21 protein-coding genes and 1 pseudogene are annotated in these 21,867 nt (G+C 60.4%); 10 read left to right on the plus strand and 12 right to left on the minus strand.

Translation table 11 applies throughout. From position 1 onward, the window contains the following. The first annotated feature begins 136 nt into the window (after positions 1–136). From ssuD to C5J24_RS12345, 4 genes are read left to right on the plus strand one after another with little or no spacing between them, the layout of a single operon-like run. Positions 137–1,309: an FMNH2-dependent alkanesulfonate monooxygenase gene (ssuD, locus tag C5J24_RS12330; protein WP_105418190.1), complete on the plus strand. Its 1,173-nt coding sequence runs from the start codon at positions 137–139 to the stop codon at positions 1,307–1,309. A gap of 51 nt (positions 1,310–1,360) precedes the next feature. Beyond that, on the plus strand, positions 1,361–2,365 hold the full coding sequence (locus C5J24_RS12335; RefSeq protein ID WP_105418192.1) for an ABC transporter substrate-binding protein: 1,005 nt from the start codon (positions 1,361–1,363) through the stop codon (positions 2,363–2,365). Positions 2,366–2,368: 3 nt separating this feature from the next. Next, the gene (locus tag C5J24_RS12340; protein ID WP_105418194.1) at positions 2,369–3,175 is read left to right on the plus strand and encodes an ABC transporter ATP-binding protein; all 807 of its coding nucleotides are present in this window, start codon (positions 2,369–2,371) and stop codon (positions 3,173–3,175) included. Further along, a complete protein-coding gene (locus tag C5J24_RS12345) occupies positions 3,168–4,004 on the plus strand; it encodes an ABC transporter permease (protein ID WP_105418196.1) in 837 nt (278 codons plus the stop codon). The genes C5J24_RS12340 and C5J24_RS12345 overlap by 8 nt, the downstream gene beginning before the upstream one ends. A 299-nt stretch (positions 4,005–4,303) precedes the next feature. Here C5J24_RS12345 and C5J24_RS12350 read toward each other — a convergent pair whose 3' ends face one another. Genes C5J24_RS12350 through C5J24_RS12360 form a run of 3 tightly spaced genes read right to left on the minus strand, consistent with a single transcriptional unit; the run spans position 4,304 to position 6,303 of the window. Continuing rightward, entirely contained in the window at positions 4,304–5,143 is an 840-nt protein-coding gene (locus C5J24_RS12350) for a type 1 glutamine amidotransferase domain-containing protein (RefSeq protein ID WP_105418198.1), read from the minus strand. Positions 5,144–5,196: 53 nt separating this feature from the next. Next, a complete protein-coding gene (locus tag C5J24_RS12355) occupies positions 5,197–5,499 on the minus strand; it encodes a putative quinol monooxygenase (RefSeq protein WP_105418200.1) in 303 nt (100 codons plus the stop codon). Between the two features lie 12 nt (positions 5,500–5,511). After that, on the minus strand, positions 5,512–6,303 hold the full coding sequence (locus tag C5J24_RS12360) for an SDR family NAD(P)-dependent oxidoreductase (RefSeq protein ID WP_105418202.1): 792 nt from the start codon (positions 6,301–6,303) through the stop codon (positions 5,512–5,514). A 98-nt stretch (positions 6,304–6,401) separates the two neighbouring features. Between C5J24_RS12360 and C5J24_RS12365 the strand changes: the two genes are divergently transcribed. Continuing rightward, entirely contained in the window at positions 6,402–7,322 is a 921-nt protein-coding gene (locus tag C5J24_RS12365; protein WP_105418204.1) for a LysR substrate-binding domain-containing protein, read from the plus strand. Positions 7,323–7,378: 56 nt separating this feature from the next. On the opposite strand, the gene C5J24_RS12370 is transcribed toward C5J24_RS12365, so the two are convergent. Both C5J24_RS12370 and C5J24_RS12375 read right to left on the minus strand, forming a co-directional pair. After that, positions 7,379–8,170, minus strand: a complete 792-nt coding sequence (locus C5J24_RS12370; protein WP_105418206.1) for an aldolase — start codon at positions 8,168–8,170, stop codon at positions 7,379–7,381. Between the two features lie 10 nt (positions 8,171–8,180). After that, on the minus strand, positions 8,181–8,888 hold the full coding sequence (locus tag C5J24_RS12375) for a haloacid dehalogenase type II (RefSeq protein WP_105418208.1): 708 nt from the start codon (positions 8,886–8,888) through the stop codon (positions 8,181–8,183). Between the two features lie 87 nt (positions 8,889–8,975). On the opposite strand from C5J24_RS12375, the gene C5J24_RS12380 reads away from it, so the two are divergent. Next, the gene (locus C5J24_RS12380; RefSeq protein ID WP_105418210.1) at positions 8,976–9,827 is read left to right on the plus strand and encodes a LysR substrate-binding domain-containing protein; all 852 of its coding nucleotides are present in this window, start codon (positions 8,976–8,978) and stop codon (positions 9,825–9,827) included. Positions 9,828–9,872: 45 nt separating this feature from the next. Here the strand turns inward: C5J24_RS12380 and C5J24_RS12385 are convergent, their stop codons facing one another. Continuing rightward, the gene (locus C5J24_RS12385; RefSeq protein WP_105418212.1) at positions 9,873–10,487 is read right to left on the minus strand and encodes a TetR/AcrR family transcriptional regulator C-terminal domain-containing protein; all 615 of its coding nucleotides are present in this window, start codon (positions 10,485–10,487) and stop codon (positions 9,873–9,875) included. Between the two features lie 75 nt (positions 10,488–10,562). Here C5J24_RS12385 and C5J24_RS12390 point away from each other — a divergent pair, with 75 nt between their 5' ends. Then, positions 10,563–12,002, plus strand: coding sequence for an FAD-dependent oxidoreductase (locus tag C5J24_RS12390; RefSeq protein WP_105418214.1), 1,440 nt, complete (start codon positions 10,563–10,565; stop codon positions 12,000–12,002). A 12-nt stretch (positions 12,003–12,014) separates the two neighbouring features. After that, positions 12,015–12,419, plus strand: a complete 405-nt coding sequence (locus tag C5J24_RS12395) for a RidA family protein (protein WP_105418216.1) — start codon at positions 12,015–12,017, stop codon at positions 12,417–12,419. Positions 12,420–12,563: 144 nt separating this feature from the next. On the opposite strand, the gene C5J24_RS12400 is transcribed toward C5J24_RS12395, so the two are convergent. Continuing rightward, positions 12,564–12,806 carry a DUF982 domain-containing protein gene (locus C5J24_RS12400; RefSeq protein ID WP_105418422.1) on the minus strand — a complete coding sequence of 81 codons (243 nt, stop codon included), beginning with the start codon at positions 12,804–12,806 and terminating at the stop codon, positions 12,564–12,566. 194 nt (positions 12,807–13,000) lie between these two features. Next, complete coding sequence (locus C5J24_RS12405; protein ID WP_105418218.1) at positions 13,001–13,648, minus strand: hypothetical protein; 648 nt, start codon at positions 13,646–13,648, stop codon at positions 13,001–13,003. Positions 13,649–13,897: 249 nt separating this feature from the next. Here C5J24_RS12405 and C5J24_RS12410 point away from each other — a divergent pair, with 249 nt between their 5' ends. Both C5J24_RS12410 and C5J24_RS12415 read left to right on the plus strand, forming a co-directional pair. Next, positions 13,898–14,143 carry a helix-turn-helix transcriptional regulator gene (locus C5J24_RS12410; RefSeq protein WP_342588861.1) on the plus strand — a complete coding sequence of 82 codons (246 nt, stop codon included), beginning with the start codon at positions 13,898–13,900 and terminating at the stop codon, positions 14,141–14,143. After that, positions 14,133–14,742, plus strand: a pseudogene (locus C5J24_RS12415) (J domain-containing protein). Before C5J24_RS12410 ends, C5J24_RS12415 begins: the two are co-directional and overlap by 11 nt. Positions 14,743–14,814: 72 nt before the next feature. Here C5J24_RS12415 and C5J24_RS12420 read toward each other — a convergent pair. From C5J24_RS12420 to C5J24_RS12435, 4 genes are all read right to left on the minus strand, one after another. After that, on the minus strand, positions 14,815–15,909 hold the full coding sequence (locus C5J24_RS12420) for a GSU2403 family nucleotidyltransferase fold protein (RefSeq protein ID WP_105418222.1): 1,095 nt from the start codon (positions 15,907–15,909) through the stop codon (positions 14,815–14,817). 127 nt (positions 15,910–16,036) lie between these two features. Next, positions 16,037–19,291, minus strand: a complete 3,255-nt coding sequence (locus C5J24_RS12425) for an error-prone DNA polymerase (protein ID WP_105418224.1) — start codon at positions 19,289–19,291, stop codon at positions 16,037–16,039. After that, the gene (locus tag C5J24_RS12430; protein WP_172723934.1) at positions 19,288–20,799 is read right to left on the minus strand and encodes a DNA polymerase Y family protein; all 1,512 of its coding nucleotides are present in this window, start codon (positions 20,797–20,799) and stop codon (positions 19,288–19,290) included. Before C5J24_RS12430 ends, C5J24_RS12425 begins: the two co-directional genes overlap by 4 nt. After that, complete coding sequence (locus C5J24_RS12435; RefSeq protein ID WP_105418226.1) at positions 20,720–21,472, minus strand: ImuA family protein; 753 nt, start codon at positions 21,470–21,472, stop codon at positions 20,720–20,722. Before C5J24_RS12435 ends, C5J24_RS12430 begins: the two co-directional genes overlap by 80 nt. Positions 21,473–21,867 lie beyond the last annotated feature (395 nt).

Raw genomic sequence — 21,867 nt, forward strand, 5'->3', positions numbered from 1 at the left:
GCCGGAAATGCCGTTCGCTTTATGCTCTGGGGGATGAACATCCTGTGGCCGAACGGCGAAGAGAAGAGAATAATCTTCCTTCTCTATCGAATGAGTCGTCATTAGCCTCGGACTTCTGAGAGGTTAGGAGAAATCGATGACGAATGCCGCAAGCTTGGAACCGCTGAACTTCTTCTGGTTTATTCCGACCCACGGCGATGGTACCTATCTCGGTACGGATCGCCTGAGCCGCAGGCCGGAGTTTCGGTATTTCAAGCAGGTCGCAATCGCTGCCGATGAACTGGGTTTCGAAGGGGCGCTGCTGCCGACCGGCCAGTCCTGCGAAGACTCGTGGATCACCGCGACCGGCCTTTCCGTTGTCACCGAGCGGCTGAAATATCTCGTTGCACTTCGCCCCGGCCTCACCTCCCCCACATTCGCAGCTCGCCAGACGGCCGCGCTCGACCGCCTCAGCAACGGGCGGCTTCTGCTGAACGTGGTGGTTGGCGGCAACCCGACGGAGCTTGCCGGCGACGGCATCTTCCTTGGACATGACGAACGTTACGAGCAGGCGGGCGAGTTCCTCGACATCTGGAAGCGGCTGCTGGCAGGCGAGACGGTCGACTTCAAGGGAAAGTATTACGACCTCAAGGGTGCAAGGTCTGATTTCCCGACCGTCAGCCAGCCGCATCCACCGCTCTATTTCGGCGGCTCGTCCGAGGCCGGCCAGGAACTTGCCGTCAACGCGACGGATATGTACCTCACTTGGGGTGAGCCGCTACAGCAGGTGAAGGAAAAGATCGAGTCTGTCCGGGCCAAGGCCGCTCGGACTGGCCGAAAGATCCGCTTCGGCATGCGCATCCATTTCATCGTCCGCGAGGACGAGGACGACGCATGGCGTGCGGCGGAAAACCTGATCAGCAACATCTCCGACGACCAGATCGAGCGCAGCTGGCAACGCTTCCAGAAGGAAATGGATTCCATCGGCCAGCGCCGGCAGGCCGCGCTGCATGGCGGCCGGCGCGACAAGCTCGTGGTGGCGCCAAACCTGTGGGCCGGCGTCGGCCTCGTGCGCACCGGAGTCGGCACGGCACTGGTCGGCTCGCCGCAGCAGATCGCCGACCGGCTGCGCGAATACCAGGCTCTCGGCATCGATACCATCATCGGTTCCGGTTACCCGCATCTGGAAGAAGCCTACCGCGTGGCCGAACTGCTCTTTCCGTTGCTCGGCATTGACAAAAGCCGCCGGCAGGGACTGCGCGGCAGCGTCGCGAACGAGTTTGCAGTCGGCAACTACGGCGGCACGAAGCTCGCCAGCGCGGCCGGCTGACCTCTCATCGCAATCGAAACAATCATATCAATCCCTCGAAAGGGTCGATCCATGCTCAAGTCACTGAAGCTCGCCGCCGCTGCGGCCCTGGCGCTTACCGCGCTGCTGCCCTCACCGAGCGCCTATGCCGAAGGCCTCATTCGCATATCGCAGCAGTTCGGCACGCTCTACCTGCCGCTGCACGTCATCCGCGACCAGAACTTGTTTGAAGAACACGCCAAGGCACTGGGACTTGACGATGTGAAAGTGGAATGGGCGCAGCTTTCTGGCGGCGATGCGATCAATGCCGCGCTCCTGTCCGGCTCGATCGATATCGCAGCGGCGGGTATCGGACCGTTCCTGACGCTCTGGGGCCGTACCGACGGCGCGGTGAAGATCGTCGCCGGCCTTGCCAACCAGCCAAACTACCTGATCACCAGCAACCCGGACATCAAGTCGCTCAAGGACTTCAAGGCGACGGACAAGATCGCTCTTCCGGCCGTCGGCGTTTCGGTGCAGGCGCGCATCCTGCAGATCGCTGCCGAAAAGGAATTCGGTGCCGGCAATCAGGGCAAGCTCGACAACAACGCGGTAACGCTCGCGCATCCCGATGCGACCGCAGCGCTGCTTTCCGGTTCGACGGAAATCGCTGCCCACCTGTCCAATACGCCCTTCCAGGAACAGGCGCTCAAGGACCCGAAGATCCACAAGATCCTCTCGTCCTACGACGTTCTAGGTGGGCCGGTAACACCGACCTATCTCTACGCCACCACCGAATGGCGCAAGGAAAACCCGAAAACTTTCCAGGCCTTTCTGGGGGCGCTGAAGGAAGCGACCGCCTGGATCGAAGCGAACAAGAAGGGAGCCGCCGAAACCTATGTCCGCGTCGAGAAATCCAAACTCGATCCTGCCTTCGTTCAGTCGCTGATCGAGAGCCCTGAAAGCAAGTTCACCATTGTCCCAACCCGCTCCTACGCCTTTGCCGACTTCCTCTACCGCACCGGAGCCATCAAGAAGAAGGCCGAGAGCTGGAAGGATTACACGTTCGAAGAACTGCACAACGAAAGTGGAAGCTGATCCATGCTCGCACGAGACCCTCTCCCGATCCCAGTCTTCGAAATCAATCGCCTCACGCTCGAATACTCAACCTCGGCTGGAATCGTGCGGGCGGTGGATGATGTTTCCTTCCGCGCCGGCAAGGGAGAGCGGATCGTGCTGCTGGGGCCTTCGGGCTGTGGCAAATCCTCGATCCTCAAGGCGGTCGCGGGCTTCCTGAAGCCCGCATCCGGTGCGATCAAGGTACGCGGCCGCGAGGTCAAAGGTCCTGGACCGGATCGCATCGTCGTCTTCCAAGAGTTCGACCAGCTGCTACCCTGGAAGACCATACGCCAGAATGTCGAATTCCCGTTGCGCGTGGCGAGCAAGCTCTCGAAAGCGGAAATCCGCGAGCGAACGGAGACGGCCCTCGGGAAAGTGGGGCTTGAGCGGGTGATCGACAGCTACCCCCACACGCTCTCCGGCGGAATGAAGCAGCGCGCTGCGATCGCCCGTGCGTTGGTGACCGATGCGGAGGTGCTGCTGATGGACGAACCCTTCGCGGCGCTGGACGCGCTGACCCGCAGCCAGCTGCAGGGCGAACTCCTCGATCTTGCGGAGGAACTGGGCTTCACATTGCTGTTCGTTACCCACTCGATCGAAGAAGCCATCCTGATCGGCACCAGGCTGCATCTGTTGAGCCCCCATCCCGGACGCACGATTACCAGTCTCGACACGCATGAATTCGGCCGCGAGGATGTCGGTACGGCCCGGCTCGAAAGTCTGACACGCGAGGTGCACGACCTCCTCTTCCTGCCTAAAATCCGTAAGGGCGTGCTCGAAAATGTCTGATCTTCCTCTCGTCGCCGTTCCGGAGAAAATTTCGGCCCTGTCCCGCATCCGGGCCTCCGCCGGGAACTCGGCAGTCATCCGGAAAATTCTGGTGCTGGCGCTCCTCGCACTCATCTGGGAGCTTTCGGCGCGCTATAGCGCCAAGCCCATCCTCTTTCCAAGCTTCATCGAGACGATGAAGGCTCTCTGGGAGGCGCTGGCTACGGAGAATTTGCTTGCCGCATCCTGGGCATCCCTCTCCGTTCTCCTCAAGGGATATGTGATCGCGGTCTTGCTCGCTTTCGTGTTCGTGTCCCTGGCGGTCGTTAGCCGTCTTATGCGGGAATTGCTGCAGACGCTGATCACCATGTTCAATCCGCTGCCGGCGATCGCTCTGTTGCCGGTCGCAATGCTTTGGTTCGGCCTCGGCCAGAAGAGCCTGCTGGTCGTGCTCGTCCACGCGGTGATGTGGCCGTTTGCGCTCGCGACGCTGACGGGTTTCGAAAGCGTGCCGGAAACCCAGCGCCTCGTTGGCCGCAACTACGGCCTGCGCGGCCCGTCCTACGTGATACGGATCCTCATCCCGGCGGCACTGCCTTCGATCCTCTATGGCATGAAGATTGCCTGGGCGTTTGCCTGGCGCACGCTGATTGCCGCGGAACTGGTGTTCGGGGTGAGCTCTTCGTCCGGCGGACTCGGCTGGTTCATTTTCCGCAATCGAAACGAACTCTTCACCGACAAGGTCTTCGCCGGGCTCGCCATGGTGATCATCATCGGCCTCCTGGTCGAAGGGATCGTCTTCCGCATCATTGAAAACGTCACCGTACGCCGTTGGGGCATGCAGCGATAATGGCTTCATCGGGTGAAAGCGGATCGTCCCCCCTTCGGGCCTGGGACGACCTTTTTCGCCCGACAAGGCGCGGATGGGGGCGCGAAGAGGCCGCTGAGCGAACCCCGATCGGTAAAGCACTGTTCCGGACGGGCTTCTTCGCCTTGATGAGATTCGAACCCGCGCATCAGGTCAAACAAGCGTTACATCGCACTTTGTAGAACGTTTCCTCGAATTCACGGCAGACGAAAACAAGGCGCATAGGCCGGCGGATAACATTGTGTGACGCCCCGCTGGCCTCGCCACGACTTATAACAATGCTACTTCAATCGGCTCAGCATCTCCTGAGCCACCGCAGGAGCGGACGTGGGGTTCTGACCCGTGATCAGCTCGCGATCTGTAACGACATGCGCCGAGAAAGCTACGTCAGCCTGGCTGAATTGGCCGCCTGCTTGCGTGAGTGCATCCTGCGGGTAGAACTTCATCTCGCCTCCACCCAGAAGTCCCTTGGCCATTTCCTCCTCCCGGTTGCTGAACACCGTGAACTTGTAACCGGCATAGATCCAGTCCGTTTGAGCCTTTGCGGTTCCTGCCGTCTCGAACTTCGTCACAAACTCTTGTGCGTCCGGCAGCGTTGAGAGAAGCGCGATCGGGCCATGGCAGGCCAGCGCGGTCGTCTTTCCGTTCACGTGGAAATGCGTTAGCAGCTTGCCGACTTCAGGATTGACTAGAAGATCCTGCATGGGTGCGTGGCCGCCGGGCACATAGACGGCGTCGAAATGGTCGTAGCCGATCTGCTCGACGCGTGCGAGGCTGATGACTGGCGACTTGTCGCTCGACATCAGGCCAAGTTCCGACAGTTGTGCTTCGCTGGCCTTCATCGCGGCTTCATCACCTCCAAAATACATCTTGTCGATGGATGTCCGGTCGACGGAAGGCGCCATACCTTTCGGTGTGGCGAAGGTTATATCATGGCCAGCGTCGAGCAGTGCCTTCACCGGCTGCATCAGTTCATTGAGATAGAAACCGGTCTTGAATACCTTTCCGTCCTTCAGGTCGAGGCGATCGGAATCGGACAGGACGATCAGCACGTTTCCGGCATGGGCGTAGGTGCTGGTGCCGAGTGCAAGAATGGTGGCGAGGCTGCGCAGAATTTTCATGGTTGGTCTCCAAGTCGGGACGTTTGATGTGATGATGAGAAGGCGTGCGCTGCTTAGCCTGCGACCTTTGTCAGCCTGTGCAGGGCGAAGTCGGCGAAATACTCGCCCACGCCGCTCGCCTGAAACCGCTGCATGGCTGCACCCTGCATATGGGCACGCCATTGGTCCTCGCTTGCCCAGGTTTCGACGAAGATGCGGACGCGTCCATCATGGAGCGACTGGTGCAGTTCGTAACGAAGGCAGCCATCTTCAACCAAGGTCTCCGTGACCAATTTTTCCTGGGCAGCGCGAAGGGCCGCCTCCTTGCCGGGCCTTGCCGTGGTGATGGCGATGATGGTCAGTGGTGTGTTCGACATAGCCGATATCCTTCAGGCGATGGTGTTGACTAGGCCGCCTTCGGCACGCAGAGCAGCGCCGTTCGTGGCTGATGAACGGGGGCTGGCGAGATAGGCGACGAGGTTTGCCACCTCTTCCGCTTCCACCATGCGCTGGAGGATCGAAGCTGCGCGGGCGGTCGCGAAGAATTCGGCCTCGATCTCCTTGATCGGCGCGGAAGGGTCGCTTGCCTGGCTGCGCAGGAAAGCCTCGATGCCTTCCGAGCGGGTCGGCCCCGGCAGGACGGAATTGACCGTGACATTGGTGCTGCGTGTCAGCTGCGCCAATCCGCGCGAGATTGACAGTTGCGCCGTCTTGCTCGTTGCGTAGTGGATCATGTCCTCAGGGATGGCGAGGCCGGACTCACTGGAAATGAAGATGATCCGGCCCCAGTTGCGCTCCAGCATGCCTGGCAGATAGGCCCGCGACAGACGCACGCCGCTCATGACATTGACGTCGAACAGATGACTCCAGTCCGCGTCGGTGATGTCGCCGAAGGCCTTGCTCTCGTAGATGCCGAGATTGTTGACGAGAATATCGATCGATGGTTCCGCATTGGCAATGATCGCCGAACCTTCAACGCTAGCGGCGTCTGCCAGCACTCCCGTAATGTTCCGCCCGCCGGATGCCTTGACGGCGGCGACCGCGCTATCGAGCTTTGTGCGGTCGCGTCCGGTGATGACGACACGCGCGCCTTCTACGGCAAGCGTGCGGGCGATTTCGAGGCCTATGCCCGCGGTGGCGCCGGTCACGAGGGCGGTCTTCCCGTTCAGTTGCAGATCCATATCCGTGTCTCCAGATTGTTGCTGGAGGAAACTTATGATTTAAGCTCAATTCACACTATTGCCTGCAGAAGACATGCACCTGTGAATAAGGATCATCAATGCCGCGCATTCTGATGGAACGTTCCGGCGAAATGGAAGTGTTTGCCCGCGTCGTTCAGGATGGCGGCTTCTCCGCCGCCGCCCGTAACCTGGACATCACACCATCAGCGGTCAGCAAGTTGATCGCCCGTCTTGAAGCAAGGCTTGGCACACGCCTGCTGGTACGAACGACCCGCGCACTCACGTTGACAGAAGAAGGCGAGGCCTATCATCACGCCGCGCTTCGGATTCTGCAGGAACTGAACGAGGCGGACCAGGAAGCAGCAGGTGGCGCAGTCCGTGGACGGCTGCGGATCAACACCACAATACCGTTCGGCACGATGTTCGTTGCACCGGCCATCCCGGAGTTCATCGCGCGAAATCCCGACCTGATCGTCGATCTTTCCTTTACTGACGGGATTGTCGATCTGGTGGCGGAAAAGACCGACGTAGCTATCCGCATGGGAAACCTGCCGGACAGCGGCCTGATCGCCCGCAAGCTGGGACAAAGCCGGCGCGTGGTCTGTGCTTCACCTGACTATCTGGCGCGCCGGGGTTCGCCGGAAACGCCGATGGACCTCGCGCAGCACGACTGCCTGACCTTCAATTTTCGGCGAGCAAGACCGTCCTGGCCGTTTCGTGACCGTGACCGGAACATCGCACAACCGGTCAAAGGCAGCATCGTCGTCAACAACGGCGAGACGATGAAGCAGATGGCGATGGCCGGCGCCGGCGTTGCCCGCGTAGGCCTGTTCCATGTGGCCGACGACATCGCAGCGGGGCGGTTGATTCCACTGCTCGAAGTCTTCAATCCAGGCGATCTTGAACCGGTGCATGCAGTCTATGTTGGTGGTGGTCCCCTGCCCCACCGCGTTCGTGCCTTCATCGAACACATGGTCGTGACACTGGGTGATTCACCGCTGCTGAAAGGGACCTCCTGACCCGGACGGAATATGGGAAAGGCGAATGCCAAATGCTTCGCCTTTTTCCTACTCCATCAATCGCGATACTCTGGCGCCTGCCGGTCGAGGACCCGCCGGATGCTCTCCAGATGCATCCTGGCACTTTCCGGGTCCGCTTCGCGCATCTGCCGCGCCGCTTCAGCCGCGACAGCAGGCACGACCGGCAGAAGTTTGCGGCCTGAACCCATTGCCTTCAACTGAACTTCGGCAGCACGTTCGAGATAGTAGAGATCGTCCCAGGCTTCGGCGATGTTCGGCGCGCAGACCATCACACCATGGTTTTTCATGAACAGGATATCCTTGTCGCCAAGGACGGAGGCGATCCTGTCGCCTTCGCTTTCGTCCAGGGCGAGGCCGTTATAGTCCTGATCCACCGCGACACGGCCGTAGAACTTGAGCGCCGTCTGGCCTGCCCAGACCAATGGCTCACCCTCCACCATGCTGAGAGCGGTTGCATTCGGCATATGAGTGTGAAAGGCGGCGCCCACCCGAGGCGCCATCTTGTGCAGCCGCGCATGGATATAGAAGGCTGTCGCCTCCGGCACGCCATCCCCGGCAACCACATTGCCCTCGAAATCGCAGATCAGCAGTGACGAGGCAGTCGCCTCCTGAAACGCCCAGCCGAGTCGGTTGACGATGAAGAGGTTGGGATGGCCAGGCACGACGGCCGAGAAATGATTGCAGATCCCCTCTTCAAGGCCGAGCCGTGCTGCCATACGAAGGCAAGCGGCAAGATCGACACGTGCCTGCCATATCTCGTCGGTATCCAGCGGGAGATTGTGCCGAAGTGCAGGATTTGTCTTCGAAACATTCAGTTCATGCGCCATGTTGGTCTCCTTATCGCTCCATCCAGCCTACTGCGGCAAGGATGGCAGGTATCTTGTCGAGCGCCGGGACGATTTCATTCGGGTGGTAGTCAGCGAGTGGTTTGCGGCCCGTGCCACGATCGATCCAGACAGTACGAAAGCCAACCTCACGCGCTGCGGCAAGATCAAGATGCGGGCTGGCGCAGATATGCACCAGATCCTCCATGCTGATGCCGAGGCTTTTCCAGGCGTGATGGAAGATCTGGCTGGATGGCTTGTAGGCACCGGCCTGTTCCGCAGTGATGACGCGGTCGATGTGGCCACCAAGTTGGGCCACGTTTCCAGCGATGACGGCATCATCAGTATTGGAGATGATCGCCAGGCGGAAACCTGCATCTTTCAACTTTCCAAGGGTTGCCACGACCTCCGGAAACGGCGGCATCTTGCCGATCGACGAGGTCAGGATTTCGGCATCCGCAACCTCAAACGGAAGGCTAAATTCGGCCATCGCCCGTTCCAGGGCAAGGGCGCTGACCTCGGCAAACGAGCGGTGCGGACGCTCCTCCTCCAGCGAGTGTTCATGGTGGTCATAGATCGAGATGAAGGCCCTCTGGTCGATATCGCCACCTTTTGCGGACAGTATTTTGTCCATTGCTGCAAGCAGCCCTTCGTCCCATTGAATCAGGGTTCCATAGCAATCAAAGGTCAGCCAGGTCGGCTTGGGTCCAGTCAGGGTCATGTGTCTTCTCCTTGATTTCCCCGAGCTTGACAAAACCCGCATGGATGGAGAAATTAAATCTCGTCATCGTCTTCATCGAGAAATCAAATGAGCTTCGGGTTCGATCTGGATCTTCTGAAAACCTTTGCTGCAGTCGTCGACTGTCGCGGCTTTACGAAGGCGGCCGAACGGGTTCATCTGACGCAATCGACGGTGAGCCAGCAGATCAAGAAGCTGGAGGTCAACTTGGGCACCTCACTGTTGCGACGGGACAAATCGACCGGAACTGTTGAAACGACGGAAGCCGGCGAGTTGCTGCTGAGCTATGCGCGCAAAATACTCGCCATGGCGGATGAGGCCGCCGAGGTCATGCGGAGGCCTTCGGCGCCGCGCACGGTCCGTCTTGGAGTGCCGGAAGATTTTGCCGGGCGGCGGCTTATCGATCTGCTGTCGGGATTTTCTGCAGCGTCTCCACATATCAGGCTCGACACGGTCAGCGGATGGAGCACCGAGCTTCGACGCCTGCTGGATATGGGCGAGATCGATCTGGCGCTGATCAAGCGCGAGCCGGGAGACGAGGCCTGTCTCGCGAGCTGGAAAGAAGAGCTGATCTGGGTGGATAGCGCCACCCGCTCTGCCGTGACCGATCCGGTGCCACTCGCGGTGTTTCCCGTCGGCTGCATCTACCGGGATCGTGCCATCCGTGCGATCGAGCGCAGTGGTCGCCGTTGGCGGATTGCCTATACTAGCCAGGGTCTGATGGGTGTGCAGGCAGCGGTCGCTTCCGGTCTCGGGATCAGTCTGTTGCCTTCCGATGCGGTGCTTTCCGAACACCGGAAGCTCGGGCCAACGGATGGGTTTGACGATCAGCCCGTGTCCGAGATCGCGCTTATTAAAGGTCGGACGAATTTGTCCAAGGAAGCCCAGTCTGTGGGTCAATTTCTGGCGGATAGCCTGTGATCTTGATGCCTCTGATGGTGGTACAAAGATTGGCTTCCTACCTCCTCAGCAGCGACGAAGCACCGCTTTTAAGCCTTCGATCTGCAGATCCAGCCCAAAGGCAAAACGTTGATCGGCATTCGCCGTGGTGATTTCCGTCATTGCAATCGCAGCAAGCGGAAACGTTGATTCGAGTGACATCTCCTCCAGATTTGGGGTTTCTGTATTGCGCCCATTTGCCTGCTCCTCAATGACGAAGCCGATCACGAAATAAACGAGTGTAAACGCGCCCCAGCTAGCCACGCGATCGTCCGCACCGGCTTGCTTGAGAGAGCCGATCAGAAGCGAGCCGACACGCAGCACGTTATCGGACAAAGGATAGGTGCCGGCGAAAACGCGTGCCGCATCGCGGCGCGACAGCAGGGCGTTTCGCACCTCGGAGGCCACGCGCCCAAGCCTCGCATCCCACGCCTCGCTTTCCGGATTGCTTGCGGCAACCGGCTCCATCAGCGCATCCGCCATTCCCTCGAGCAAGGCGTCCTTGTTGGCAAAATGCCAGTAAAGCGAGGGCGCCTGAATGTTCAAGGCGTCTGCCAGCTTACGCATCGTCAACCCCTCCATGCCGACCTCATCTAGCAGCTTCAACGCAGTCGCGATGACCTCGGTTTTCACAATGCGCATGTCCGCCTCCAGTTTTATTATTGACTCCCTAACATTGTTAGGCAAATCTAACAACGTTAGACTGGAGCACTCCTCATGAAAATGAACTACGATGTTATTGTTGTCGGCGCCGGGCCTGTGGGACTGTGGCTGGCATGCGAACTCAAACTTGCCGGCGTGGATGTCGCCGTTATTGAGCGGCGAACTGAGCGGACGGCGCAGTCGCGTGCGCTCACCATTCATGGACGTTCGCTGGAAGTGTTTGCCTTGCGCGGCCTTGCCGATCGATTCCTCAGCACCGGCAAACCGATCCCGACCGGTCACTACGCAGCCCTCGATACGCGCCTGGATTTTTCACTGTTCGACACCCGCTTTCCTTACACGCTGTTTATTCCGCAGGCCGTGACCGAGCAGCGTCTCGAAGAACGCGCGACTGAACTCGGCGTGATCATCGTACGGGGCGTGGCAGCAACCGGAATTCTGGACGACGGGAGCCGGGTGAACATCTCTACCGACAGCGGAGAGTTTTCCGGCTCCTTTGTGGCGGGAGCCGATGGTGCTCGCAGTGTCGTGCGGGAACACGCGAGCATCTCATATGAGGGAGTTGAGGCCCGCAACTCTCTCCTGCTTGCAGACGTGGTTTTTGCCTCGCCACCGGCAAAGCCGGTCGTGTCGGTCACCAATGAACATGGTTCGGTGATGATCGCGCCTCTCGGTGATGGCAAGCATCATCGCATCGTGCTTGTCGATCCCCAACGAACCCATGTGCCGCGCACCGAACCGGTTACTCTGGAAGAGGTAGCGGGACCGACCGCGCGCATTATCGGCGAGGACTATCAACCTCGCGACCCGATCTGGCTTTCGCGTTTCGCCGATGAGACGCGCCTTGCCGGAACTTATCGAAGGGGCCGCGTCCTCCTCGCCGGCGATGCCGCTCATATCCATGCTCCCATGGGCGGACAGGGCATGAATGTCGGACTGCAGGACGCCTTGAACCTCGGCTGGAAACTGGCCGCGGTCGTGAAGGGCGAGGCGCCTGACAAACTGCTTGACACCTATGATGAGGAACGCCGTCCAATAGGACAAATCCTCTACACCAATACCCTGGCGCAGGTCGGGCTCGTCACCCGGTCCGATCCGGCGACCCTTGCCTTGCGCGAGACGCTGAACGAGCTCCTGAAAATCCCGGCGGTCAATCATCGTCTTGCCGGTGAGCTTTCCGGCTTTGACGTCGCCTATGGCGCTGATGCGAAGGCGGCCGTTGCTGCCGGACGTTTCGCGGCAGGGGTACGCGTTCCCGATATAGAACTGGTCGGCAAGGACGGCCTATCGATGTCGCTCTACAGCCTGCTGGTCGAAGGACGTTGGCTTCACCTTTCCTTCAAGCCAGGGGCATCGGCTTCCGGCCCGGAATGGTTGCGATCCAGCAGCGTCCAATCCCTGGCGGCAGTTCCCTCCGATCACGCGGCCCTTCGGGCCGTTCGGGCGCTGTTGGTCAGGCCCGACGGTTATGTCGCGGCGATCGATCAGGAATAAGGGAGAGCATCGATGGAAATCCTAAACCCTTCCACCCTCACCGATGCCTTCTCGCACCTGATTGCACAAATTGCCGTAACCCCGCCTGGCGCGCGGCTTGCCGCCATCTCTGGCCAGGTCGCCGTCGACAGGGCAGGTCAACTCGTCGGTAGAAACGATCACGCAGGCCAGGCGAGACAATGCTTTGGCAACATCCTCAACGCCCTCACTGCCTTGAAGGCGGCTCCTCAAGACATCCTGCAGATGAAGATCTATGTTGTCCGGCACACTCCCGATCTCATTCCAGCGATCTTCGGGGCGGGTGCGAACATATTCAGTGAAAAATGGCCACTTTGCGCGAGCACCTGGATCGGCGTCGAAGCGCTTGCCATTCCTGAATGGCTTGTCGAGATTGAGGTCTTGGTCGCCCTGCCCTAACGCATAAGGCATTCTGAGACGGAGCATCCGGCACGACGCCGGACACCTGCGTCTTATTCCAAGAGGCCGCGAACATGATGCGACCATCACGCTTGCACCGATACGGGCCTTCGACCCGCTCGTGCGGCGACGGCCTGCGGACGTTCAGCGAAGAATGCCAGCATCGTTCGCGGCCACTCTGAACGCTGACGCAGCCGCGGACGGATCACCTCGGCCTTCGGCAGCTTCCATGCAGGCGCGCTTGGCTAAAGCAAAGGAGTCTCCTCCTTTCTGGGGCCAGCAGGTCATCAAGTATGCCAAGGCGTCTCTGCTGCCGCCGATGCTCTTGAAGTGATCGCCCGGGCCAATAGCGATCTCAATCGGCTCATCCCAGAGATCATGGTCCATAACGTGCTCCATGGGTTCTGCTTTTTTGATGAACGCAAGTGGTCAGGGCTCGTTCCTGGGTTAGGGCTTTGGTCCCAGGTGCGGCCTGGATCACACAGCGCTACCGGCCGTTCCTCGGTTGACCTCGAGCTGATGATCCGGATGCTGATGATCGGCCACTCCATGTGCATATACTGGCCGGGAGGTGGTATTACTCATATCGCATTCGGGCCTGCGCAAATCCGCACAAGATCGGCCAGGATCGTGCGACGCTCCGGCCACGGCGCTTCCTGGAGGGCAGAGCGTGGATCCTCCATCTCCAGGAGAGAATGCAGCTTCACCGCGACGCCGGCGACAGATCGAGGAGCCGCGCTCCACAATTCCTTTGCCAACGCCTCCTCGATATCTGCGATTTCCTCCTCGGCTTTTTTCGCCCTGGTATATCCGACCCGCTTGTCCGCCGTCTTCCATTCGCGCCGGCGGGCCGCCAATGCGGTCCTTGCTTGCCGCCGCATTTCATCCTGATCAGCGTTCGGCAAAAGACGGTCGATCTCCCGACCGCAATAGGCCCAGATGAAACCACAGTCTTCGGAGAGCGGGATTTTGGTGCGGGGGAAACTACCGAGCTCTCGAAGCAACTCCGTTTCAAGCTTTTGCTGCCGGCGGCAGGCTTCCCCGCAGAGCCTGTGGGCAACTAGCCAATCCCTCCAAAGTGACACCACCGGATCGTCTTGCTCCGACCTCTCCGTCCGCACCATTGCACCTGCCGGGGCGGGCGCGGCTGCGATCGAAGCCGCAGCGCGTGCAAGGAAATTTCTGCGCGTGGTCTCGGGGGAGACATCCCTATTCCCGGAAGAGGCCATTGGGGCCGCCTCCGATCAAAACGAGGTCCGTGAGTATCGCCCCTAGTTCTGCCCACGGTAATTTTCGGCGGGTGATTGCTGACAAAGTTCTGCTATTCTCAGAATCAGCCATGATCCAAGCTTGATAAAGCGGGATTGCGGTTCGCACTGATTAGGTTTCCCGAGGCCGATCAGCGAGGCTATGAGAATGAGAGCATGACAACAAAATGATAGAAGTCAAACAATTTGTTTGCACCGGAGGTCATCTTGCTGACCGTTGAACAGTGCCGAGGTGCCCGCGCTATGCTTGGGTGGAGCCAAACCGAACTCGCCGAGGCCGCAAACGTTTCGCGTCAAACCATAGCTGATTTCGAAAGAGGCGCGCACATGCCGATCCCGAACAATTTAGCGAGCATAGCCACCGCGTTCACGGAGGCCGGAATTGAACTTATTCCGGAGAATGGCGGCGGCGCGGGCGTGCGTTTTGCGCGTCCCTACAACTCCCATGACCTCTGACTCAAAGATTTTTGTGAGCCTGCAGCCAATCCGCAAAAGCCAGCCCAAACATCAGGAACCAGATGGGCCAAAGTGCCAATGGGACGGATGCGAAAAGAGCGGCACGCACCGTGCGCCGGTGGGGCGTGAAGCAGAAGGGCTATTTCTGCTATTCTGTCCCACGCATTTGGCGGCATATACCAAGGGTTACAACTTCTCATCGAGCCTGTCCGACCCCGTGACCGCCCGTTATCAGCGGGAGGCCGCCAGCGGTCTTCGGGCAACCATTGGCTTAAAGATCAATCGAGTTACAGAACCCCCCTCTCCCATCCACGGCCCGATCAGGCTCAGCAAAAGCGATCAATGCGCGAAAGAGTGCAGCCGAGCGGCAAGCGGCAAGCGCTGCGAAACGGGTTCGCAGGCTCAAGGCTCTTGAAGCAAAAGCATTCGAGACGCTCGGCATTTCACCCGACGCGACACCTGAAGAGATCAGGAGGCGCTACAAGGAGAAACTCAAGATGCATCACCCCGATGCCAACAAAGGCGATCGCAATTCAGAAGACGAGCTCCGGGCGACCATAGAAGCTCATAAGATCCTCAAGCTCAACGGCTTCTGTTGACGCCCGGGCTCCCGGCACTTCGTTTGTCCGCGACGTCAAATAAACCGCTTGGCTTTCAAGGCGAAAGACAACCTATTCTCCAAACGGAAGTTCGATTTCTTCGCGGTTTTTTTTTGCCCCCTCGATCAGGACGGTCTTAAGCCGCTCGGCGTCTTGTGCCGGCAGCATCCCAGCCCCGGCTCGAATGCCTTCCTGCCATGCAGGCCCGCGTTCCCACGCTTCGTTGTAGACGAGCGCCAGGTCGGCGGACCGCCTCATCTGCAGCAGGGCCTCAAAAAGCAGCGCAGCTTGGCGGACGTCCTTCTCCCGCTTCGCTGCCCCCTGCCCGTCAAGGTGCCGGCGGCTGGCGACGATGAGCTTGTGGATCGCGTACCGGGACGGATCCGGGACAACGACCGGGACACCGCTCCGGTGGAGCAGCATTGTCCTGACGGGTTCCCTGATGAGGAAGTCGAGAAAGCGTAGTGGATCCGCGCTGGCGCCACCAAGGGCAGGCATCGTTGCTGGCTGGTCGATGTAGTCATCCGAACCACGGTTCGACGTCAGGAATTCGACCCGGTAGCCGTCAGCATTTTGGAACGCCGACGAGGCCGCAGATCCCGATCGATGGGGAACCGGCCGGAAGCTGGCGTCGACGCCCTGTAGCAGCTCGACGATCGGAGGCAGGCTGTCTTCAACCTCCCGGCTGATGGCATAATCCTGGGCGATATCCGCATCGCCGGTCAGGATCGCAGCCATGGGAAGGCGCACACCCAGCAGTCCTGAGTAGCATTGAAAGGCCACTGTGCCGATGAGAACGCCCCGGAGCCGAAAGAGGCCACCGTCGGCGAGGGCCTCGACGATGTCGCCCGACGTGGCGTCAGGAGCGATCATCCCGCCTTCGCGGGTCAAAGTGTTGACCAAACGCCTGCGAGCGCGGAGATCGTCCTTGTCCCGCTTGTGATCGGCTACGCGCTGCGCGATATCCGGATCGTCGGCAGAGCCGACATAGCGACGTTTCGTACCGCCCTGTCCGTCGGGTATGTCGAAGTACCAGTACTTGCGCCCCTTGATGTTCGCCGGGGTGAACCGGCCTTCCGGAGGGAAGTCGGCCGTCCAGGCGGCATCGAGCGAGCGCTGGCCCAACTCGGCGAGCATCGTCTGGTACATGAGGTCGATGGACTTCATAGGCTCGACTCTGGTGTTATACTGTTTTTCAAAAACAGTATAACCATCGAGAGGATGCCGCAAGATGGGATCCTAGCTCTATCGCCGAAGCCCGATTTGAACCAAAGACCAGCTCTTAAATTGAATATCAATGAAAATTCCTGCTCTTCACCTTCAACGTATCGATATGAAGGTCAGGCACGAACATGTCGCGCGCGGCGACAAGTGGCTTCGGCGTGTCCCGCGGATCGGGTCCACCTCCCCGCGCAAACTCATCACCACGGCCGGCCGGCAGCTTGAACTCCTCATCGCGATCCGCGAGGCCCACAAGGTCACCTGACAGATCAAACAGCTGCTGGGCGACAAGATGCACGACCTCCCCTTCCCGCTGAATCCGGCCATTGATCGCCATCATCGACGAACCGAGAACGACCCGCCGGCGCTTTTCAAACAGCGTCGGCCAGACGACTAGGTTGGCAGGCCCGGTTTCGTCCTCGATGGTGATGAACATGACGCCCTTGGCCGATCCGGGTTTTTGCCGCACCAGCACAAGACCGGCGGTATAGACCCAGCGCCCGTCCCTCGAATTCATCGCCTCTGCACATGTGATGATGTTGCGCACTGATAAATCCTTGCGCAGGAAGGCGATCGGATGCTGCCGCAATGTCAGCCCGGTATGGCTGTAGTCCTCGATGACGTTATGCCCGTCCGTCATCTGCCGAAGTGCCACCTCCGGCTCCTGCTGTTCGGCGATTGCAGCCATCTCCCGTTCGGCCGCGGCGGCAAACAGCGGCAAGGGTTCATCGCGCAGCGCCTTGATCGCCCAGAGCGCGTCGCGGCGTTCAAGCTTCAGCGACGGCAGAAAGGCATCGGCCTTGGCAAGCTGGACGAGCGCCTCCGATGGCACGCCGGATCGTCGCCACATGTCGTCAACCGAGGCAAAGGCATTGCTCATGCGTGCTGCGACGATGCGCGCGGCGTCAGCGACCGCCAGTCCTTTCACCTGCCGGAAACCGAGCCGTACAGCGTGGCGGCCAGAATTGCCGATCCGCTCCAGCGTGCAATCCCATCGGGACCGATTGATGCAGACCGGCCGCACCTCGACGCCGTGGGCCCTTGCGTCGCCGACGATCTGCGCCGGCGCGTAAAAACCCATCGGCTGCGAATTGATGAGCGCCGCACAGAAGGCTTCCGGATAATGGCATTTGATATAGCTCGACGCATAGGCGATCAACGCGAACGACGCCGCATGGCTCTCCGGAAAACCATAGGAGCCAAAGCCTTCGAGCTGGGAGAACGTCTTTTCGGCGAATTCCGGCGTATAGCCGTTCCTCACCATTCCCGATACGAGTTTGTCCTTGAACCGCGAGACGCCGCCGGTGAACTTGAAAGTGGCCATCGACTTGCGCAGCTGGTCGGCCTCGCCGCCGGTAAAGCCGGCGCAGACCATCGCGACCCGCATCGCCGACTCTTGAAACAGCGGCACGCCGAGCGTCTTGCCGAGCACCGCCTCAAGCTCGGGCGTCGGATATTCGACCGCCTCCTTGCCTTCGCGCCGGCGAAGATAGGGATGCACCATATCCCCCTGGATCGGACCTGGCCGGACGATCGCCACCTGGACGACAAGATCATAAAATGTGCGCGGTTTCAGGCGCGGCAGCATCGCCATCTGCGCGCGGCTTTCGATCTGGAAGGTACCGAGCGTATCGGCCTTGCGGATCATCGCATAGGTTGCCTGATCTTCTTGTTCGACAGCGAGATCAAGTTTTCGACCATTATGTTCTTCGATGAGCTTGAACGCTTTCGCCATGCAGGTCAGCATGCCGAGAGCCAAGACATCGACTTTCATAAACTTGAGGGCTTCGACGTCGTCCTTGTCCCATTCGATGATCTGGCGGTCCTTCATTGTTGCCGGCTCGATCGGCACGAGGTCGTCGAGCCGGTCATGGGTGAGGACGAACCCGCCCGGATGCTGGCCAAGATGGCGCGGGGCGCCCATCAATTGCTGCGCCAGCTTCAAGGTCAGCACAAGACGCCGGTCGTCTGGATTGAGATTGAGCTCGCGGACGTTGCGATCGCAGACCTCCTCCGACCAGGCCCACATGCCCGACGACAAGGCCTTGATCACGTCCTCCGGCAGGCCGAGCGCCTTGCCGACATCGCGGATCGCACCACGCGCCCGGTAGCGCGTCACGGTGGCGCAGAGCGCTGCCTTTTCTCTGGAATAGGTGCGGTAGATCCACTGGATCACCTCTTCCCGCCGCTCGTGCTCGAAATCGACATCGATATCCGGCGGCTCGTCGCGCTCCTGGGAGACGAAGCGTTCGAACAGAAGATCGTTGGTCGAGGGATCGATGCTGGTGATGCCGAGAATGTAGCAGACAGCGCTGTTGGCGGCGGAACCCCTCCCCTGGCAAAGAATGCCCTGCGACCGCGCATAGCGAACGATCGAGAAGACGGTCAGGAAGTACGGGGCGTATTTCATCGTCTTGATCAGATCGAGCTCGTGCCGCACTGTCTTCAGAACGTCAGGCGGCAGGCCTTCGGGATAGCGGTCCGGCGCGCATTGCCAGACATAGTGCTCCAGCGAAGACTGGGCATCCTTGCCCGGCACGATCGCCTCCTCGGGATATTGGTAGGTGAGTTCCTCCAGCGAGAACTTGCAACGGCAGACGATCTCTATCGTCCTTGCGAGCGCTTGCCGGTATCGCGGAAACAACCGCTCCATTTCTTCCGGCGGCTTCAGATAGCGATCAGCGTGCCGCTCGCGCTCGAAGCCGACCTCGTTGATCGTCGTCCGGGTGCGAATGCAGGTGACAATGTCCTGCAGCTGCCGGCGGCCTGGTTCATGGAAGAGGACGTCATTGGTGACGACCGTCCGCACCTTGAACCGCGTGGCCAGATTGGAAATCTCATGCAGCCGCAGCTGGTCGTTCTGCCGACGCCGGAGGCAGAGAGACACATAGGCCCGATCGCCAAAAAGATCGGCCATCTTGCGCAGCTGGATCGCACAGACGTCATCGGGCAGGTCCGGCACCAGAATGCCGATCATGCCGTCAGTATATGTGATGATATCATCCCAATGCAGGATGCAGTTGTTCTTGCCGCCACGCGATTTGCCAAGCGTGATCAGACGGGTAAGCCGGGAATAGGCAGCGCGATCGGTCGGATAGACCAGTACCGACATGCCGTCGGCCAGATCGAGCCGGCAACCGACGACAAGACGCAACCCCGTGGCCCGGGATGCTTCGAGTGCCCTGACAATTCCTGCCAGCGAATTTCGATCGACGACGCCAATCGCCTCGATGCCGAGAGCCTTTGCGGTCTCGAACAGTTCCTGCGCCGAGCTTGCACCGCGCAGAAAGGAAAAATGTGTCGTGACCTGCAGCTCGGCATAACTCATGCGAAGATCCCGTGCATAAACCACCGATGGGTCCCGGTTTCCGGATCGATGCCATCGCCGGAACGAAACACCCAGAGACGCTCGCCGGCCTCATCTTCGATGACGAAGTAGTCCCGCACCGCCTCCATCTCGGCGTCGCGCTGCCACCACTCGCCAAAAATCCGTTCCGGACCGTCGGCCCGCTTGACCTTCCGCCGCTTGCCGCGCCAGGTGATCGAGACCGGCGGGCGGTCCGGCAGTAAGGCGATGGCCTCGATCAGCTCGGGACGCGCCAGCAGCCGGACAGGCCGGCGCCAATGGCTGACCCAGGTAACTTCGATCGGGTCGGCCGCGGCGCTGATGCGCTGGACCGAGCGCTCCGGCACATCGGAGGCAACCGGCGCCACCCGATACACACGCTGTCCGCGATTGCCGTAGATATCGATCAGCGGCGTGACATCAGTGACCTCGCCCTCGACCAGCGAGGAGGATTTCTGGCGCTCCTCCAGGGGCTCGACTATGACCGCAACCAAGGTGAGCTTCTCGATCCCGAAACCGGGCTCGATCTTCTCCGTGCGATCGCGAAACAGCTTCGTCAGCCAGGCGACATCGCGCACCGGCTTCACCGTGCCGGCGCGGATTGCCTGCCGCGTGCCGTCGACCTTTTCGACGATCAGGTCGGCGCGCCGAACACCAAGGCCACGCCTTTGCAGCTCCTCGATCAGTTGTACGACCAGCCGGCCGACATATTTGTTGATGGTTTCGGCAGCACCGATCGGCTCGGCGAAGGCTCTGGAGACCTCGATAGTTTCGGCGGTGCGGATCGGATCGATCGGTTCGGAAGCGCGGCCGAACATCTGGTCGAGCCGCCGGCCAATCTCCGGACCAAAACGAAGCGTCAGCGGCGCGCGCGGCGTGTTCGCCAATTCGCCGATCGTCTGGAAGCCGAGCGTGCGCAGATCGCCGACGACTTTCCCCGGAAGGCGCAGCAACGATATCGACAGCTTTTCGACGGCGCGGACGGTCTCACCGGTCGGCACGATAACCGTCTCGCGGCTGATGGCACGGGCGCAGGCATGCGCTGCACCCCAGGTGTCGGCGATCGCGACACGGGCGGTGAGTTTTTTTGCCAGGAACTGATTAGCGATCTTGGTCACCATGGCGAGCTCGCCGCCCTGCAGGTGATCGGCACCCTCGGTGTCCATGACGATCCCGTCGATCCCATCGACGGCGACGATCGGCGAATAGAGCGTCAGCGCCCAAAGGGTAATGCGCTCAAGCGCTGCGGCATCCTTTACAGGATCCGCATCGACCAGCATCAGGCCGCGGAACAGCGCCTGTGCTTTCGCCGCCGGCATGCCGACATGCACGCCGGCTTTTCGGGCGGCGGCGTCGGCGGCCGACACCCAGCGTTTCGAGCCGCTCCTGGCGATCACGGCTATTGCCTGTTCAGGAGGAATAGACGGATCGGCGCGACGAATGCGATCCGTCGGCAGATCCGGAAGATAGATCGAGACGACCCTTGTCATCGCACGCCCTCACGAGAAACTCAGCACATTCACCCGCTTTCACGCGCATCAGTTCCAGCAACCATTGGGCCCTCCCCACACCCGGCACCGGCAATTCCTCCGACGGCATGACGCTCACCCGCCACCGCGTGGCCGACGCCGTCGGCTGCCCGAAATCATTCGCCTCCGTCTGCCGTCGCCAGCGTCGGACGGCAAGCGCCATCGTGCCCGTTTGCTCGGCCGCCAGCTGCAGCCGGCGCGAGCTGACCATCGGCAGGCGAACGAGTTCACCGACGACGGCGCCGAGCCCGCCAAAGGACAGCCCTTCCTCCATGTTTGCCAGAACGTCTTCCTCCTTGTCGGACTCGACAAAGACCACCCGGTCGGGATGGAGACCGACCTGGGCGAGCCCGGGAAAGAACAGGTCTGGCCGCGTCAGGCACCAGACGATCGGGCCTTTGGTGCGGGCCGCGATCCCTGCGGCACAGAGCGCTGCTGCCGCGCCATCCACCGTGCCCGAGCCGCCGCCGGCAAATTCATGCAGGGCGCCATAGGCCAGGCCACCTCCCGGCAGGACCGCATCGATTTCCGGCACCCCAAAGGACAGACAGCCAGCCTTTCTGGCTGACACGCCCTCCAGCGAGGCAATGCGCTCGCGCAGATCGGAAATCACCCTTTCGCGGGCAGCAGTCATCGTTCACGGCTCCCTTCAAGGTCGCGTTGTCGGCCGACATCATGTCAGACAGAATGCAGATGTTCTCTTTCTGTTCCGCCCCAACAAAAGAGTCAAGCAACCGGAGGGATGGGAATATTATCCTGAACATTAGGAATCGGAAGAATACTCAGAAGAATCAGCCCAATAGCGGCTGGCAGACTTTTTTGGAGCGCTGCGTGCGCTCGCTACTCCTTGGTGTGAATTGCGGGGACAAGTCGGGATCGTCGTAGTGTCTGCAAATTTCTTCTCGATCCCCGCGCATGAGGGCACCCCGCCGACAAAACGTCGCGGATCAAGCGGCCGGACGGTCATGGCCCCCCGCCCGAAGTGTTGCTGTCCTCACTGGCGCAACGCAGGTGATAAGGGGCCGCAGT

This window comes from Neorhizobium sp. T25_27 (assembly GCF_002968565.1).
In the GTDB taxonomy this organism is placed as follows: Bacteria; Pseudomonadota; Alphaproteobacteria; order Rhizobiales; family Rhizobiaceae; genus Neorhizobium; species Neorhizobium tomejilense.